The following is a 14,047-nucleotide window of genomic DNA, read 5'->3' as shown; positions in this document are numbered from 1 at the left end:
ACCACCCGCCATGGCAGTTTTACCGAACCTGCGCCGGGCGATCCCAGCGGACGCATTGGTCGATACCTGGGATGCCCGCGATGGCTGGGCACTGCGGCGTTTCCGCTGGCCCGCCGATGGGGCCACGTCGCGCGGCAGCATCCTGTTCCAGACCGGGCGAGGCGACATCTTCGAGAAGTATCTGGAGACGTTCGGCCATTGGCAGGGCCAAGGATGGAATGTCGCCGCGTTCGATTGGCGGGGGCAGGGGGGATCGGGCCGGCTGACGCCGAAGGCCAATTGCGGGCATATCGACGATTTCGCAACTTATGTCGCCGACGTGCAGGCCTTCTATCGCGAATGGGCGGCCTCCACCCCCGGCCCGCATGTGGTGATGGGCCATTCGATGGGGGGGCATCTGATGCTTCGGGCGCTGGTGGAGCGGGCGATCGATCCCGATGCCGCGGTGCTGATTGCGCCGATGCTGGGGGTGCGCAGCCTGTTCGGGCGATTCGCCGCCCCGGCGGCGCGGTTGCTCGCTCGGCTGGGCGATCCCCGCCGCCCGGCGTGGAAGGGCAACGAGAAGCCCTACACGACCGAAACCCGCGCACGCCTGCTGACCCACGATCTGGAACGCTATGCCGATGAAATCTGGTGGCAGACGGAAGCGCCCGCGCTGCTGACCGGTGCGCCGAGCTGGCAATGGCTGCTCGAAGCATTCCGGTCGATGGCCGCGCTCGAGGCGAGTCCGATCGAGCAGTTGCGCGTCCCGTTGCTGGTGCTGGTCGCCGAAGCGGATCGTCTGGTGGACGCGCGCGCGGCCTTGCGGATTGCGCCGCGCCTGCCGGACGCGCGGGTGGAGCGCTTCGGTGCGGAGAGCGCACACGAGATTCTGCGCGAGGCCGATCCGGTCCGGAACCGTGCGCTTGCTGCGATCGACGATTTCCTGGCCGCGCGGGCCCCGCGCCGGTGAGCCGTTTTGACATCGCCGTGATCGGTGCGGGGATCGCCGGTGCGAGCCTGGCTGCCGCACTGGCGCCGCGGATGCGGGTGCTGATCCTCGAAGCGGAGGAGCGGCCGGGCTATCATGCCACCGGCAGGTCGGCGGCGTTCTGGTCCGAAACCTATGGCGGCCCGGATGTGCAGCCGCTCACCACCGCCTCCGGCCCGATGTTGCGCGCGGGCGGGTTCCTCGATCCGCTGGGCGAGGTGCATATCGCACGCACGGGGAGCGAGGCCGCGGTGGAGTCGTTCCTGGCAACCTTCGCCGGCAGCGGCGTGGCGCTGGCGCGCATCGATCCCCGCGTGATGGTGCCCGGCCTGCGCGAGGACTGGGCGCTGGGCGTGCACGAGCCCGGCTGCGCCTATATCGACGTGGCGGCGCTGCATCAGCATTTCCTGGGCGAGGCACGGCGGGCGGGGGCGGTGCTGCATCTCTCCGCGGGCGTGACGGGCCTGGCGCGGGCGGCGGGCGGTGGCTGGTCGATCGAGACCGCCGCCGGGCGGTTCGCCGCCGATCTGCTGGCCAACGCCGCCGGCGCCTGGGCGGACGGCGTGGCGGCACTGGCTGGCGCGGCACCGATCGGTATCCGCGCCTATCGCCGCACCATGGTGCAGTTGCGTACCGATCCCGCGCCGCCGGCTGGCTGCCCGCTGGTGAGCGATCTGGGCGGCAGCTTCTACTTCAAGCCGGAAGCCGGGGGGCGGCTGTGGCTGACCCCGCATGACGAGATCGACAGCCCGCCCTGCGACGCCGCGCCCGAGGAGATCGATGTGGCCATCGCGATCGATCGCCTCGAGCAGGCGGTGGATTGGCGGGTGTCGGCGCTGGAGCATCGCTGGGCCGGCCTGCGCAGCTTCGCGCCGGATCGCCGCCCGGTCTATGGCGCGGACCCGGCCGTGCCGGGCTTCTTCTGGTGCGCGGGGCAGGGTGGCTTCGGCATCCAGACGGCGCCCGCCGCGGCCCGGCTAGCCGCTGCGATGATCCTCGGGGAAGCGTCGGACATCGGCGTCGACCCCGCACGCTATCATCCTGCCCGATTCCTGGACGGAGCGGGTTGATTGGTCTGGCCAAACTGCCTTGCGAAATGGCCGCTCTTGCCTATGAATGCTGGACGATGAAGCTCAACCGCAGCAAACTTTACCAGCGCGTCGCCGCGTCCATTGCCGACGGAATCGAATCCGGCCGTTGGGCGACCGGCACGCGTTTGCCCGGCGAACGGGACCTTGCCGAGGAGTATAAGGTCAGTCGTCCCACCATCCGCGAAGCGATGATCGCCCTGGAAATGAAGGGGTGGATCGAAGCGCGGCACGGTTCCGGCCTGTACGTCACCCATCGCGACAGCCAGGGCGGCCTTCGCGAGGATGCGCTGAACCTGGATATCGGCGCGTTCGACCTCACCGAGGCGCGGATCCTGTTCGAAGGCGAGGCGGCGGCGCTGGCGGCAGTGTCGATCACGGCCGAGCAACTGGCCGAACTGGACGGCATCGCGCAGGAAATGTCCGATCCGGCGGTGGCCAATGCGGCGCTGTTCGATGCCGATCACCGCTTTCACATCGCCATCGCCAATGCCACCGGCAATGCTGCTATCCGCAGCGTCGTCGAGTATCTGTGGGACCTGCGCACCCGCTCGCCGCTGTGCGCGAACATGTTCGATCGGGCGCGCCGCAACGGCGTGAACCCGCGTTTCGACGAGCATCGCCCGATCCTCGATGCGCTGCACGCCCGCGATCCGCACGGCGCACGATCGGCGATGCGTCGCCACCTGCGCGGCGTGGTGGACGACCTGCTGGAGGCGACCGAGCTGGAACTGCTTGAACGTGCCCGCCACGAACTGGATGCGCGGCGCGATACGCTGGCGCGCCGTCTGGAAATCGGCCCGGACTGACCCTTTCCGCTACGGCAAGCGTGACTTGACGGCGGACAAGGATTTATCCGGCGATTCAACCCGCCAAGGGGTGCGCCGCCTGCCGTTTTGCCCTATGATGCGAGGGTGACCAGCTCCGCCATCCCCTTCGAATTCCGCGTCGACGTTGCGCAGGACGACATCGATTTCATGGGGCATGTCAACAATGCCTCCTATCTCAAATGGGTGCAGGACGCGGTGGTGAGCCACTGGCAGGCGCTGGCCCCGGTCGAGGCCGTGGCCGAGCATCTGTGGGTCGCGCTGAAGCACGAGATCACCTATCGCCGCCCTGCCTTCCTCGACGATGACGTGGTGGCGACCGTACTGCTCGAAAAGGTCCAGGGTGCGCGGGCGTTCTACGAAACGGTGATCCGGCGCGGCACGGAAGTGTTAGCCGAAGTGAAGTCGAGTTGGTGCTGCCTGGACGCCGAGACTCGTCGTCCGGCACGCCTGGCCAAGGACGTGATCGACCGGTTCTTCGTGAAGGGCGAGTAAGCGGGCCTCTCCACCCAGGGCGAGGCCGTACTGGTGAGAATCGAAGCTATGCCCTTCGCCAGATCGGAAAGAACGCATTTTCCGCCGATCCCATCGCTTGGGCCATCTGTGCGAAATCAATGCCGGGCAGGTTGCTGAGGTAGTCGAGCGCCGCGTCCTCGCCTGTCGCTCCTTGCGGATAGACGCAGGCGACGCGATCGTCCGGCCCGAACAGCAGCCACCAAAGGTCGGTGCCCCAGGGGCCGGATTCATTGGTTTCGATGGCGACGCCGCGCAGGTCGCTCTTCGCCAGCCGTTTCATCGTACCGGCATCGTCGGTGATCTGGATATAGTCGGTATCGACCTCGACGATCCAGCGCGCTTCCGGTTGAAGACGGGCCGTTCGTTTCCGGAGCCACCCGAACATCCGAGGCCCCTACCGCGCCGCCACCGCTGCATCGCTCGCCAGCTTGTCGGCGCGCTCGTTGTCGGGGTGGCCGGCATGGCCCTTCACCCATTTCCACTCGACCCGGTGCGGCTTCGCGGCGGCCAGCAGTTCCTGCCAGAGATCGGCATTCTTGACCGGCTTCTTGTCCGCCGTGCGCCAGCCATTCTTCATCCAGCCATGGATCCACTTGGTCAGGCCGTCCATCACATAGCGGCTGTCGGTGGAGAGCGTCACCCGGCACGGGCGCTTGAGCGCCTTCAGTCCCTCGATCGCGGCCATCAGCTCCATGCGGTTGTTGGTGGTGTGCGCCTCGCCGCCGGACAGTTCCTTCTCGACCTCGCCCATTCGGAGCAGCGCGCCCCAGCCGCCCGGGCCGGGGTTGCCCTTGCACGCGCCGTCGGTCGCGATCTCGACATGCTGGAGTTCGGTCATGCGAGCGCCGCCAGGGCAGACTCATAAGCCCGCGCGCGGCGCCAGAAGGCCATCGGGTCCTTGCGCGTCACCAGCGCGTCGGCCGGCGTGTTGAGCCAGTCCCAGGCGCGCGACAGGGTGAAGCGGATGCAGGCGCCGGTCGCCAGCAGCGGAAGGATCGCGCGCTCCTGCTCGGTCAGCGTGTAGCTGGTCTCATAGCCATGGAGCAGCGCCTCGGAGACATAGGGATCGAACTTCGTGCCCGTCGCATCGAACGCCCAGGCGGTGTGCATCACCGCGAGGTCGTACAGCCGCAGATCGGTGGAGGCGAAGTAGAAGTCGATCAGCCCGGTGACGCGGTTGCCGAGCATCAGCACATTGTCCGGGAACAGGTCGGCATGAATCGCACAGCTGTCGAAGCCCTCGCGTGGCCAGGCCTTGGTCACCCGGTCCAGCGCCTGGCCGAGTTCGTCGTACAGCCCCGGCGCGATGTCGTTGAGGCTGGTGCCGCAGCGCTCGAACAGCGGGCGCCAGGTGTCGACGCCCATCGAGTTGGGGCGGTTCAGCGGGAAGTCGGCGACGGCCTTGTGCATCTTGCCCATCGCTTCCGCCGCCGCGCGTGCTTGCGCCGGGGTGGGGTGCGAGACCGAGACGCCCGACAGGAACTGGATCAGGCAGGCCGGGCGGCCCTCCAGCGTGTGGATCAGCGTGCCGTCGCGATCGGGCACCGCCGGGGGCACCGGCAGGCCGCGATCGGCGCAGTGATCGAGCAGCGCCATGAAATAGGGCAGGTCGCCCTGATCGACGCGCTTTTCGTAGAGGGTGAGGATGAAGCGGCTCTTCGTCGTGTCGACGAGGTAGTTGCTGTTCTCCACCCCTTCGGCGATGCCCTTGGCGGAAACCAACTCGCCGACATCGAAGCGCTCGAGAAACGCCGACAGCGCCTCGGCCGAAACCTGCGTGTAGACAGCCATTACGCGGCCTCGAGCCCGCGGGGCAGCTTGAAAACGACGTTCTCCTCGACCGTCTCGACCTCGCGTTCGGTGATCGAGAACTGGGTACCAAGCCGCTCGACCACTTCGCGCACCAGCACTTCGGGGGCCGAGGCGCCGGCGCTGATGCCGACATGGGTGACGCCGTCGAACCACGCGAAGTCGATCTCGGCGGCGCGCTGGATCAGCACTGCGCGGGCGCCGCCGCGCTTGGCGACCTCGACCAGTCGCAGCGAGTTCGACGAATTGGGCGCGCCGATCACCAGCACCAGCTCCGCCTGCTCAGCGATCGCCTTCACCGCGCCCTGGCGGTTCGAGGTGGCGTAGCAGATGTCGTCCGCGCCCGGCGCCAGCATCGTCGGGAAGCGGCGCTTGAGGATGCCGAGCACGGCGGCGGTGTCGTCCACCGACAGTGTCGTCTGGGTGAGGAAGGCGAGGTTCTCGGGGTCCGGCACGACGACGGATTCGGCATCCGCCTCGGTTTCGACCAGCGTCATCGCGCCTTCGGGCACCTGGCCGAAGGTCCCGATCACCTCGGGGTGGCCGGCATGGCCGACGAACAGAATGTGCCGCCCGGCGGCAACGTGGCGCTCGGCCTGGCGATGGACCTTCGAGACCAGCGGGCAGGTGGCGTCCAGGTACGAGAGCCCGCGCTGCTCGGCCTTGTGCGGTACCGCCTTGGGGACGCCGTGGGCGGAGAAGACCACCGGCACGCCGTCCGGCACATGGTCCAGCGTCTCGACGAACACGGCCCCCTTGGCGCGCAGATTCTCGACGACGAACTTGTTGTGGACGATCTCGTGCCGGACATAGACCGGCGCGCCGTATTTCTCGATCGCGAGTTCGACGATTCGGATCGCGCGGTCGACGCCGGCGCAGAAGCCGCGGGGCGCTGCGATCAGCAGCTCCAGGGGACGCTTTTCGGTGTTTGCCATCGGGTGGAGCCTCTACGCGATTGCTTGCGCGGGCGGAAGGCGGTTCCTATGGTGCGCGCCGTTCCGGTCCCTGTCTCGTGCGAGATGGGGGGCGGCTGTTCGGTTCGAAAGGTTGCCCTCCCTTGTCTGTGCCTAAGTTCACCGTTCCCGCCCTGATCCTGCTTGCCGCTGGCGGCTGTGCCCGCACCGGCGAAATCACCGAAGGCGGTATCAGCGCGGTGCGCACCGCCTGCCCGACGGTGGCGATTCCGGCCGGCCTCGGCGACGTGACGCTGTTCGATCCGGCGACCAGCCGCGAAGCGGAAGCGATCGACGTGGTGGCGACGATCACCAACGTGCAGCCGACCTGCAACGACGCCGGCGCCCAGGTGGTGACCAACATCAAGTTCGACGTGCTGGCGCGCCGCCGCGATGCCGGCCCGGCCCGCGACGTGGTGCTGCCCTATTTCCTTACGGTCGTTCGTGGCGGCACCAAGGTGGAGGCGAAGCGGGTGAGCAACATCACGCTGCACTTCGAGGCGGGCCAGATTCGCGCCAGTGCCGTCGGCAGCGCAACCAGCAGCGTCTCGCACGCGGCAGCGACGCTGCCCGACGACGTCCGCCGCCGCCTGACGGAAAAGCGCAAGGCGGGTGAGCAATCGGCTGCGACGGATCCGCTGTCCGATCCCACGGTGCGCAGCGCGGTGCTTTCCGCGACGTTCGAGGCGCTGATCGGCTTCCAGCTGACCGAGGACCAGCTGAAGTACAACGCGACGCGGTGATCCTTGGAACCCCCTCCCGCTTGCGGGAGGGGGCAGGGGGTGGGCCCGCGCTCTCCTCCTGGCGATGTGCTCTTGGATGGCGGGGGCCCACCCCCAGACCCTCCCGCAAGCGGGAGGGGAGCGCGCTCTTACCAGATTTACCCTCAATCCCCGATTGACTCCGACAAGCCGTCCCGCCAAGGCGGGCGCGTCGATGCCGGGCAACCGGCATGGGCATGCGCGGGAGAGAATCCGGTTCGCCGGATCGCCGAAGGAGCAACCGCCCCGGAATCTCTCAGGCACCGAGGACCGCGCAGGCCACGACACTCTGGAAAGCGAGCCGGCTTGCAGCCGGGCTCCACCGAAGGGGTAAGCCGGGCCCAAACCCGCGCGAAAGCTCTCAGGTTCCGTGACAGAGGGGGCGATGGTGCTGCGGGGAGCGGTCTGCTCCATGCGCGTCATTGAAACCCTTGATGCCCGGAGTGCCCCATGAGCGAGACCCTCGACGCCACCGCCGAAACCGAAACGCCGATCGAGACGCTGCCGCTCGACGCCTGGCACCGCGCGCGCGGCGGCCGGATGGTGCCGTTCGCGGGCTATGCGATGCCGGTCCAGTATGAAGGCATCATGGCCGAGCATCTGTGGACGCGCGAGCATGCCGGGCTGTTCGACGTCAGCCATATGGGCCAGCTGCTCTTCTCGGGCGTCGAGTTCGATGCGGGGCTCGAAAAGCTGCTGCCGGGCGACGTGAAGGGCCTGGGCGAGGGCCGGATGCGCTATTCGCTGCTGCTCAGCGAAGAGGGCGGCATCCATGACGACCTGATGATGACCCGCCTGCCCGCCGACAACGCCTTCGAGATCGACGGCGGCACGATCTACATGGTCGTCAACGGCGCGACCAAGTGGGACGATCTCGGCGTGTTCCGCGAATTCCTGCCCGACGAAGTGACGATCAACCATCTGGAAGACCAGGCGCTGCTGGCGCTGCAGGGGCCGGAAGCGGTCACCGCGCTCGCCCGCGTGCTGCCGGGCGTCGAGAAGCTGGTGTTCATGACCGCCGCCGCCTTTGAGTGGAACGGCAACCCGCTTTGGGTCAGCCGCTCGGGCTATACCGGCGAGGACGGCTACGAGATCTCGCTGCCGGGCGAGGCGGCCGAAGCGTTCGCCGACGCGCTCACCGCGCAGCCCGAAGTGAAACCGATCGGCCTGGGCGCGCGCGATTCGCTGCGCCTGGAGGCCGGCCTGCCGCTCTATGGCCACGACCTCGATCTCGAGACCACGCCGGTCGCCGCTGATCTTGGCTTCGCGCTGTCCAAGCGCCGCCGCGAGGAAGGTGGCTTCGCCGGTGCCGAGCGCATTCTCGCCGAGCGCGAGCAGGGAAGTGCCATGAAGCGCGTCGGGCTGATCGTCGAGGGCCGCCAACCGGTGCGCGAGGGCGCGGCGGTGGTCGACGCCTCGGGCGCGGAAGTCGGCAAGGTCACTTCGGGCGGGTTCGCGCCCTCGGTGCAGAAGCCGATCGCGATGGCGTACGTACCTGCCGCACTTGCAGCGGCCGGCACCAAGATTACGCTTGTCCAGCGGGGCAAGCAGCACTCCGCGGAAGTTGTGGCAATGCCCTTCGTCCCCCACCGCTATGTCCGAAAGGGAGCGTGACATGAGCCGTTATTTTACCGAAGACCATGAGTGGATCGAAGTCGACGGCGACGTCGCGACGGTCGGCATCACCGAATATGCCCAGAGCCAGCTCGGCGACATCGTGTTCGTCGAGGTGCCCGATGAGGGCAAGGAACTGAGCAAGGGCGACGATGCCGCCGTCGTCGAGAGCGTGAAGGCGGCGTCGGACGTCTATGCGCCGGTGTCGGGCACCGTTGTCGAGGGCAATGAAGACCTCGCCGACAACCCTGCGCTGGTGAACGAGGATCCGGAAGGCGAAGGCTGGTTCTTCAAGATGACGCTGAGCGACGAGAGCGAGCTGGAAGGCCTGATGAACGAGGCGAAGTACCAGGCGTTCGTGAGCAAGCTGTGATCTGACCTTTCCCCCTCCCGCGTGCGGGAGGGGGCAGGGGGTGGGCCCACGCTCTCCTCCTGAGGGGCCGCCCGAGGATAGCGGGCGCCCACCCCCGGCCCCTCCCGCACGCGGGAGGGGAGAAGCAGGGGGGATCGAATTTCTCCTCCGCAAGGGAGGAACGCTGGGGCGGGCCAGAACCCTCCCCAAACCAAAAGGCCCGCGGATGGCGGGCGCCCACCCCCAACCCCTCCCGCACGCGGGAGGGGAGTAGGACAGTCGATGCGCTACCTGCCCCTTACCCCGGCCGACCGTCAGGCGATGCTTGGCACGATCGGCGCCCAGTCGATCGACGATCTGTTCGTCGACGTGCCCGAAAGCGCCCGCCTGAGCGGGCCGATCGCCGGCCTGCCGATGCATGCGTCGGAACTCGCGGTCGAACGCCACATGACCGCGCTCGCGCGCAAGAACATCGCCGCCGGTGAGGCGCCGTTCTTCCTGGGGGCAGGGGCCTATCGCCACCATGTGCCGGCCTCGGTCGACCACCTCATCCAGCGCGGCGAGTTCCTCACCGCCTACACGCCCTACCAGCCGGAAATCGCGCAGGGCACGCTGCAGATGATGTTCGAGTTCCAGAGCCAGATCGCCCGGCTGCTGGGCTGCGACGTCGCCAACGCCTCGATGTACGACGGCTCGACCGCGTGCTGGGAGGCAATCTCGATGGCGCGGCGCGTCACCAAGCGCGGCAAGGCGATCCTCTCGGGCGGCCTGCACCCGCATTATGTCTCGGTCGCCAAGACGATGGCGCGCTTCACCGGCGACCAGCTGGTCACTGGCGTGCCGACCTTCAGCCCCGAGCCCGACACGCTCGACCTGATCAACGCGATCGACGCCGACACCTCGTGCGTCGTCGTCCAGTATCCCGACATTCTCGGCCGCATCGAGGACATGTCGGCGCTGGCCGACGCCTGCCACGCCAAGAAGGCGCTGCTGATCGCCGTCGTCACCGAGCCGGTGGCGCTGGGCGCGATTCGGGCGCCGGGCGAGATGGGCGCGGACATCGTCGTCGGCGAGGGCCAGTCGCTCGGCGTCGGCCTGCAGTTCGGCGGGCCCTATGTCGGCCTGTTCGCCTGCTCGGAAAAGCTGGTCCGCCAGATGCCGGGCCGCCTCTGCGGCGAGACGGTGGACGCCAGCGGCAAGCGCGGCTTCGTGCTGACGCTCTCCACCCGCGAGCAGCATATCCGTCGCGAAAAGGCGACGTCGAACATCTGCACCAGCTCGGTGCTGTGCGCGCTCGCCATGTCGGTGCACATGACGCTACTGGGCGAGAAGGGCCTGCGCCAGCTTGCCGAGCTCAACCATGTCGGCGCGAGCGCCGCCGCCGATCGCCTGGCCGAAGTGGATGGGGTGGAGCTGGTCACCGACCGGTTCTTCAACGAATTCACCCTGAAGCTGTCGAAGGAAGCGCGCCCGGTCGTCCGCCAGCTGGCCGACAAGGGCATCCTGGCCGGCGTGTCGCTCGGCCGCCTGTACCCCGGCGTCGAGGAATTGCAGAACGGCCTCGTCGTCGCGGTCACCGAAACCACCACGGAGGAGGACGTCGAGACGCTTGCCTCCGCACTCGAGGAGGTGCTGGCATGAGCACGATCAATCCGTCGGGCTGGCGCCCCACCACGCCGTCGCAGGGCGGCGAGAGCGCCGAGGGCACCTTCACCGGCAACCGCGCGCTGATGCTGGAAGAGGCGCTGATCTTCGAGATCGGTTCGGCCGACACCACCGGCGTCGATTTCGGCGAGGCCCCCGCGGGCAAGTCGCGCCTGGCCGGCATGGAGCGCTCGAAGGCCATCGGCCTGCCGGGCCTGTCCGAGCCGGAGACGGTCCGCCACTATACCCGCCTCAGCCGCCAGAACTACGCCATCGACCTCGGCCTGTTCCCGCTGGGCAGCTGCACGATGAAGCACAATCCGCGCCTCAACGAGCGGATGGCGCGCCTGCCGGGCTTCGCCGACATCCACCCGCTCCAGCCGGTCGATACCGTGCAGGGCGCGCTGGAGGCGATCGACCAGCTCGCGCACTGGCTGATCACGCTGACCGGGATGCAGGCGGTGGCGATGAGCCCCAAGGCCGGCGCCCACGGCGAACTCTGCGGCGTGCTGGCGATCCGCGCCGCGCTCGACGCCAAGGGCGAGACCGCGCGCCGGATCATGCTGGTGCCGGAGAGCGCGCACGGCACCAACCCGGCGACGGCGGCGTTCGCCGGCTTCGCGGTGGAGGACATCCCCGCAACGCCGGAGGGCCGGGTCGACGTGGCGGCGCTCAAGGCGCGGCTGGGACCGGACATCGCCGGCGTGATGATCACCAACCCGAACACCTGCGGGCTGTTCGAGCCGGACCTCAAGGACATTTCCGACGCGGTCCATGCCGCCGGCGGCTATGTCTATTGCGACGGCGCCAACTTCAACGCGATCGTCGGCCGGGTGCGCCCGGGCGACCTCGGCGTCGATGCGATGCACATCAACCTGCACAAGACCTTCTCCACCCCGCATGGCGGCGGCGGCCCGGGTTCGGGCCCCGTCGTGCTGTCGGCTGCGCTGGCGCCCTATGCGCCGCTGCCGTTCGTCGAGAAGACGGCGGACGGTTATCGCCTCGTCGAGGAGGAGAATGCCGAGGAGCATCATGCCGGCACCTTCGGCCGCATGACCGCCTTCCACGGCCAGATGGGCATGTTCACCCGCGCGCTGACCTATATCCTCAGCCACGGTGCCGACGGCCTGCGCCAGGTCGCCGAGGATTCGGTGCTCAACGCCAACTATGTGCTGCGTTCGATGGAGGACGTGCTCGACGCGCCCTTCGCCAAGTCCGGCCCGTGCATGCATGAGGCGATCTTCAGCGACAAGGGCCTGGCAGAGGGCTTCTCGACGCTCGACATCGCCAAGGGGCTGATCGACGAGAGCTATCACCCGATGACGGTGTACTTCCCGCTGGTCGTCCATGGCGCGATGCTGGTCGAGCCGACCGAGACCGAGAGCAAGGCGGCGCTGGACCAGTTCATCGGCGCGTTCCGCTCGGTTGCCGCGCGTGCCCGCAACGGCGAGCCGGCGCTGAAGAGCGCCCCCCACTTCGCCCCCCGCCGCCGCCTCGACGAGACGCTCGCCGCGCGCAAGCCGGTGCTGGCCTACAAGGACGCGGCACCGGCCGAAGCGGCCGAGTAAGCCCCGACCCATTACCCCCCAAGAGGGTCGCACACGCCGACTGGAAGCCCTTCGCTTCCAGTCGGCGTTTTGCGTCTTGGGGGCGTGCGGCCCTAGCCACCCTCACCCTTCCCACCGCCTTCGGCGGCGGGCCCCTTCCCTCTCCCAAGGGGAGAGGGAGGAGGGACGCCACGCTCTCTCTCCCCTTGGGAGAGGGAGGGAGCCGCGAAGCGGCGGAAGGGTGAGGGTGACCAAGGATGTAGATACGGCGCCCAGGATATGGGGCGACGCGAACAGCCGCAACCTTGCCTTAGCTAAGCAGGTTAGCTACCTTCCCTCCGAAGGAGACGCCGCATGGCGCAGTTCACCGTCCACGATGCCAAGACCAACCTCTCCCGCCTGATCGCCGAGGCACTGGCGGGCTGCGAGGTCGTGATCGCGCGCGGCAACGTGCCGGTCGTGCGGCTCGTGCCCGTGCACCCCCAGGGATGGCGCGAATTCGGCGCCCTGCGCGGGAAGATCACGATCGACGCGCGTTTCGACGATCCGCTGCCGGACGAGGAACTGGGCGGGTGGAACCTCGGGTGAGGTTCCTGCTCGATACGCATGCGCTGATCTGGTGGCTGGCCGGCGACGCGGCGCTGGGCCCGAATGCCCGCGAAGCGATCGCCGATCGTGCGAATGCCATCTTCGTCAGCGCGGCCTCTGCCATGGAGGTGGCAACGAAGTTCCGCATCGGCAAGCTCGCGGGCGCTGCGCTGCTGGCGCAGGACTTCGAGGCAATCGTCGCCGGGCAGGGCTTCGCGGAATTGCCGATCAGCCTCCAGCACGCGCGGCGGGCGGGGGAAATGCACATCGCCCACAAGGACCCGTTCGATCGCCTGCTGATCGCGCAGGCACAGGTCGAAGATATGGTGCTGATTTCCAAGGAGGCGCTGTTTGATGGGTTTGCTGTGAAGCGCCTTTGGTAGTTGCTGGCGGTGAGAGAGGTGGCGAATGGGTGTGATTTGCGGCTGCCGGCGGGCTTGAGGCCTGTGCCAGTCCGTCTAACTTACTGACTAAGCAGCGACCAATTCAGCGATCTTCGTCGCGACCGCCGCCATAGACTCTTCGGAGGTGCTTAGCCCAGCCCGAGACGCGAGCAGGATGCTGACCTTTTCAAGCTCTTCGTAAGTCGTCCCGTGCACGACCGGGACCAGGCGCTCCCTCCGTAGCAGAGCCGAAAGCTCCTTGTCAGCGACCCCCTCAGCCGGAAGCCGCCGCAGCATTGCGGGCGTCACCAGCACAATACCAACTCGGGAGTTGATCAGTCCCTTGTCGATTGCACGCATCATCGGCACGCCAAGGCCAAGGTCTTTTTCGCTAAACCACACCCGAACGCCTCGCGCTTCAAGTAGGTCATGAAGGTCTTTAGCTGCCCCCTGTCGATCGTCCCACGCGTGGCACAGGAAAACATCTCGCAGGTCAGGCTGAGAAACGGCGAGGCTCTCGACCTCGTCTCGAACTGGCGTCAGCGCCCGTACCTCTTCTGGCGTATACCACGCGCCGGAACCTGAGGGGGACCAGCGAGGTTTTGAGCTACGCCGCCCGCTTCCACCTGACGAAGATGAATATGAAGACGGTGACGGGGGCGGACTGTAGCTCCCGTAGCTGCTGTAACCGCCGTATCCACCGTAGCTATAGCCTCTTGAACGACCAGCGCAGGCAGGGCAATTCGCAGCCGCCGCTGCTGATCGATGTCCTCTGGACGGCGCAGTACATCTAGCCATGTTTGCACAATCTCCGAGCCTTTGTCGGAACCTATCGCGCGGTAAGTTATCCTTTCAAGTGATATTTGCCTGTGGGTCGCTACGGTAAATATCGCGAAAAAGATTAGGTCCTCGGATCATGAGTTTTCCGCATCAGCACCACAGCATTTTGACCCCGCGGCACTTCGTCCTATGCTGCACTGCATCGATTCTGGGGA

At 67.5% G+C, this 14,047-nt stretch carries 16 protein-coding genes and 1 riboswitch; of the genes, 11 read left to right on the top strand and 5 right to left on the bottom strand.

The window, feature by feature from the left end; all coding sequences use genetic code 11:
* The first annotated feature begins 10 nt into the window (after positions 1-10).
* From DD559_RS09775 to DD559_RS09760, 4 genes are all read left to right on the top strand, one after another.
* A complete protein-coding gene (locus tag DD559_RS09775; RefSeq protein ID WP_116469006.1) occupies positions 11-952 on the top strand; it encodes an alpha/beta fold hydrolase in 942 nt (313 codons plus the stop codon).
* Positions 949-2,040 (top strand): NAD(P)/FAD-dependent oxidoreductase, encoded by a 1,092-nt coding sequence (locus DD559_RS09770; RefSeq protein WP_116469005.1) that lies wholly within the window; start codon positions 949-951, stop codon positions 2,038-2,040. Before DD559_RS09775 ends, DD559_RS09770 begins: the two co-directional genes overlap by 4 nt.
* A 26-nt stretch (positions 2,041-2,066) precedes the next feature.
* Entirely contained in the window at positions 2,067-2,867 is an 801-nt protein-coding gene (locus DD559_RS09765; protein ID WP_116469004.1) for a FadR/GntR family transcriptional regulator, read from the top strand.
* Positions 2,868-2,972: 105 nt separating this feature from the next.
* Complete coding sequence (locus tag DD559_RS09760; protein ID WP_165831069.1) at positions 2,973-3,380, top strand: acyl-CoA thioesterase; 408 nt, start codon at positions 2,973-2,975, stop codon at positions 3,378-3,380.
* Positions 3,381-3,426: 46 nt separating this feature from the next.
* Here DD559_RS09760 and DD559_RS09755 read toward each other — a convergent pair whose 3' ends face one another.
* From DD559_RS09755 to ispH, 4 genes are read right to left on the bottom strand one after another with little or no spacing between them, the layout of a single operon-like run.
* Positions 3,427-3,786: a hypothetical protein gene (locus DD559_RS09755; protein ID WP_116469002.1), complete on the bottom strand. Its 360-nt coding sequence runs from the start codon at positions 3,784-3,786 to the stop codon at positions 3,427-3,429.
* Positions 3,787-3,795: 9 nt separating this feature from the next.
* Positions 3,796-4,239 (bottom strand): ribonuclease HI, encoded by a 444-nt coding sequence (gene rnhA, locus DD559_RS09750; RefSeq protein ID WP_116469001.1) that lies wholly within the window; start codon positions 4,237-4,239, stop codon positions 3,796-3,798.
* Positions 4,236-5,192, bottom strand: coding sequence for a homoserine kinase (gene thrB / locus DD559_RS09745; protein ID WP_116469000.1), 957 nt, complete (start codon positions 5,190-5,192; stop codon positions 4,236-4,238). Before thrB ends, rnhA begins: the two co-directional genes overlap by 4 nt.
* Complete coding sequence (gene ispH, locus DD559_RS09740; protein ID WP_116468999.1) at positions 5,192-6,145, bottom strand: 4-hydroxy-3-methylbut-2-enyl diphosphate reductase; 954 nt, start codon at positions 6,143-6,145, stop codon at positions 5,192-5,194. Before ispH ends, thrB begins: the two co-directional genes overlap by 1 nt.
* Positions 6,146-6,267: 122 nt before the next feature.
* On the opposite strand from ispH, the gene DD559_RS09735 reads away from it, so the two are divergent.
* From DD559_RS09735 to DD559_RS09705, 7 genes are all read left to right on the top strand, one after another.
* On the top strand, positions 6,268-6,906 hold the full coding sequence (locus tag DD559_RS09735; protein ID WP_116468998.1) for a hypothetical protein: 639 nt from the start codon (positions 6,268-6,270) through the stop codon (positions 6,904-6,906).
* Between the two features lie 210 nt (positions 6,907-7,116).
* A riboswitch (glycine riboswitch) is annotated at positions 7,117-7,207 on the top strand.
* A 167-nt stretch (positions 7,208-7,374) separates the two neighbouring features.
* Positions 7,375-8,538 carry a glycine cleavage system aminomethyltransferase GcvT gene (gene gcvT, locus DD559_RS09730; protein ID WP_116468997.1) on the top strand — a complete coding sequence of 388 codons (1,164 nt, stop codon included), beginning with the start codon at positions 7,375-7,377 and terminating at the stop codon, positions 8,536-8,538.
* A 1-nt stretch (position 8,539) separates the two neighbouring features.
* Positions 8,540-8,911, top strand: a complete 372-nt coding sequence (gene gcvH / locus DD559_RS09725; RefSeq protein ID WP_116468996.1) for a glycine cleavage system protein GcvH — start codon at positions 8,540-8,542, stop codon at positions 8,909-8,911.
* A 261-nt stretch (positions 8,912-9,172) separates the two neighbouring features.
* Positions 9,173-10,531: an aminomethyl-transferring glycine dehydrogenase subunit GcvPA gene (gcvPA, locus tag DD559_RS09720; protein WP_116468995.1), complete on the top strand. Its 1,359-nt coding sequence runs from the start codon at positions 9,173-9,175 to the stop codon at positions 10,529-10,531.
* Positions 10,528-12,102: an aminomethyl-transferring glycine dehydrogenase subunit GcvPB gene (gene gcvPB, locus DD559_RS09715; RefSeq protein WP_116468994.1), complete on the top strand. Its 1,575-nt coding sequence runs from the start codon at positions 10,528-10,530 to the stop codon at positions 12,100-12,102. The genes gcvPA and gcvPB overlap by 4 nt, the downstream gene beginning before the upstream one ends.
* A 333-nt stretch (positions 12,103-12,435) precedes the next feature.
* A complete protein-coding gene (locus DD559_RS09710) occupies positions 12,436-12,669 on the top strand; it encodes a type II toxin-antitoxin system Phd/YefM family antitoxin (RefSeq protein ID WP_116468993.1) in 234 nt (77 codons plus the stop codon).
* The gene (locus DD559_RS09705) at positions 12,666-13,052 is read left to right on the top strand and encodes a type II toxin-antitoxin system VapC family toxin (protein WP_116470833.1); all 387 of its coding nucleotides are present in this window, start codon (positions 12,666-12,668) and stop codon (positions 13,050-13,052) included. Before DD559_RS09710 ends, DD559_RS09705 begins: the two co-directional genes overlap by 4 nt.
* Before the next feature lie 87 nt (positions 13,053-13,139).
* Here the strand turns inward: DD559_RS09705 and DD559_RS09700 are convergent, their stop codons facing one another.
* Positions 13,140-13,850, bottom strand: coding sequence for a toll/interleukin-1 receptor domain-containing protein (locus DD559_RS09700; RefSeq protein WP_116468992.1), 711 nt, complete (start codon positions 13,848-13,850; stop codon positions 13,140-13,142).
* Positions 13,851-14,047 lie beyond the last annotated feature (197 nt).

It is taken from the genome of Sphingomonas pokkalii (genome assembly GCF_003096275.1).
In the GTDB taxonomy this organism is placed as follows: domain Bacteria; phylum Pseudomonadota; class Alphaproteobacteria; order Sphingomonadales; family Sphingomonadaceae; genus Sphingomonas; species Sphingomonas pokkalii.
Note: the sequence above shows the minus strand (reverse complement) of the source record. Positions and strands in the feature narration are given on the sequence as shown.

Coding starts and splice junctions, on each gene's coding strand:
- DD559_RS09775 (WP_116469006.1), top strand. CDS start 11: ATGGCAGTTTTACCGAACCTGCGCCGGGCGATCCCAGCGGACGCATTG.
- DD559_RS09765 (WP_116469004.1), top strand. CDS start 2,067: ATGGCCGCTCTTGCCTATGAATGCTGGACGATGAAGCTCAACCGCAGC.
- DD559_RS09755 (WP_116469002.1), bottom strand. CDS start 3,786: ATGTTCGGGTGGCTCCGGAAACGAACGGCCCGTCTTCAACCGGAAGCG.
- rnhA (WP_116469001.1), bottom strand. CDS start 4,239: ATGACCGAACTCCAGCATGTCGAGATCGCGACCGACGGCGCGTGCAAG.
- thrB (WP_116469000.1), bottom strand. CDS start 5,192: ATGGCTGTCTACACGCAGGTTTCGGCCGAGGCGCTGTCGGCGTTTCTC.
- ispH (WP_116468999.1), bottom strand. CDS start 6,145: ATGGCAAACACCGAAAAGCGTCCCCTGGAGCTGCTGATCGCAGCGCCC.
- gcvT (WP_116468997.1), top strand. CDS start 7,375: ATGAGCGAGACCCTCGACGCCACCGCCGAAACCGAAACGCCGATCGAG.
- gcvH (WP_116468996.1), top strand. CDS start 8,540: ATGAGCCGTTATTTTACCGAAGACCATGAGTGGATCGAAGTCGACGGC.
- gcvPA (WP_116468995.1), top strand. CDS start 9,173: ATGCGCTACCTGCCCCTTACCCCGGCCGACCGTCAGGCGATGCTTGGC.
- gcvPB (WP_116468994.1), top strand. CDS start 10,528: ATGAGCACGATCAATCCGTCGGGCTGGCGCCCCACCACGCCGTCGCAG.
- DD559_RS09710 (WP_116468993.1), top strand. CDS start 12,436: ATGGCGCAGTTCACCGTCCACGATGCCAAGACCAACCTCTCCCGCCTG.
- DD559_RS09700 (WP_116468992.1), bottom strand. CDS start 13,850: ATGGCTAGATGTACTGCGCCGTCCAGAGGACATCGATCAGCAGCGGCG.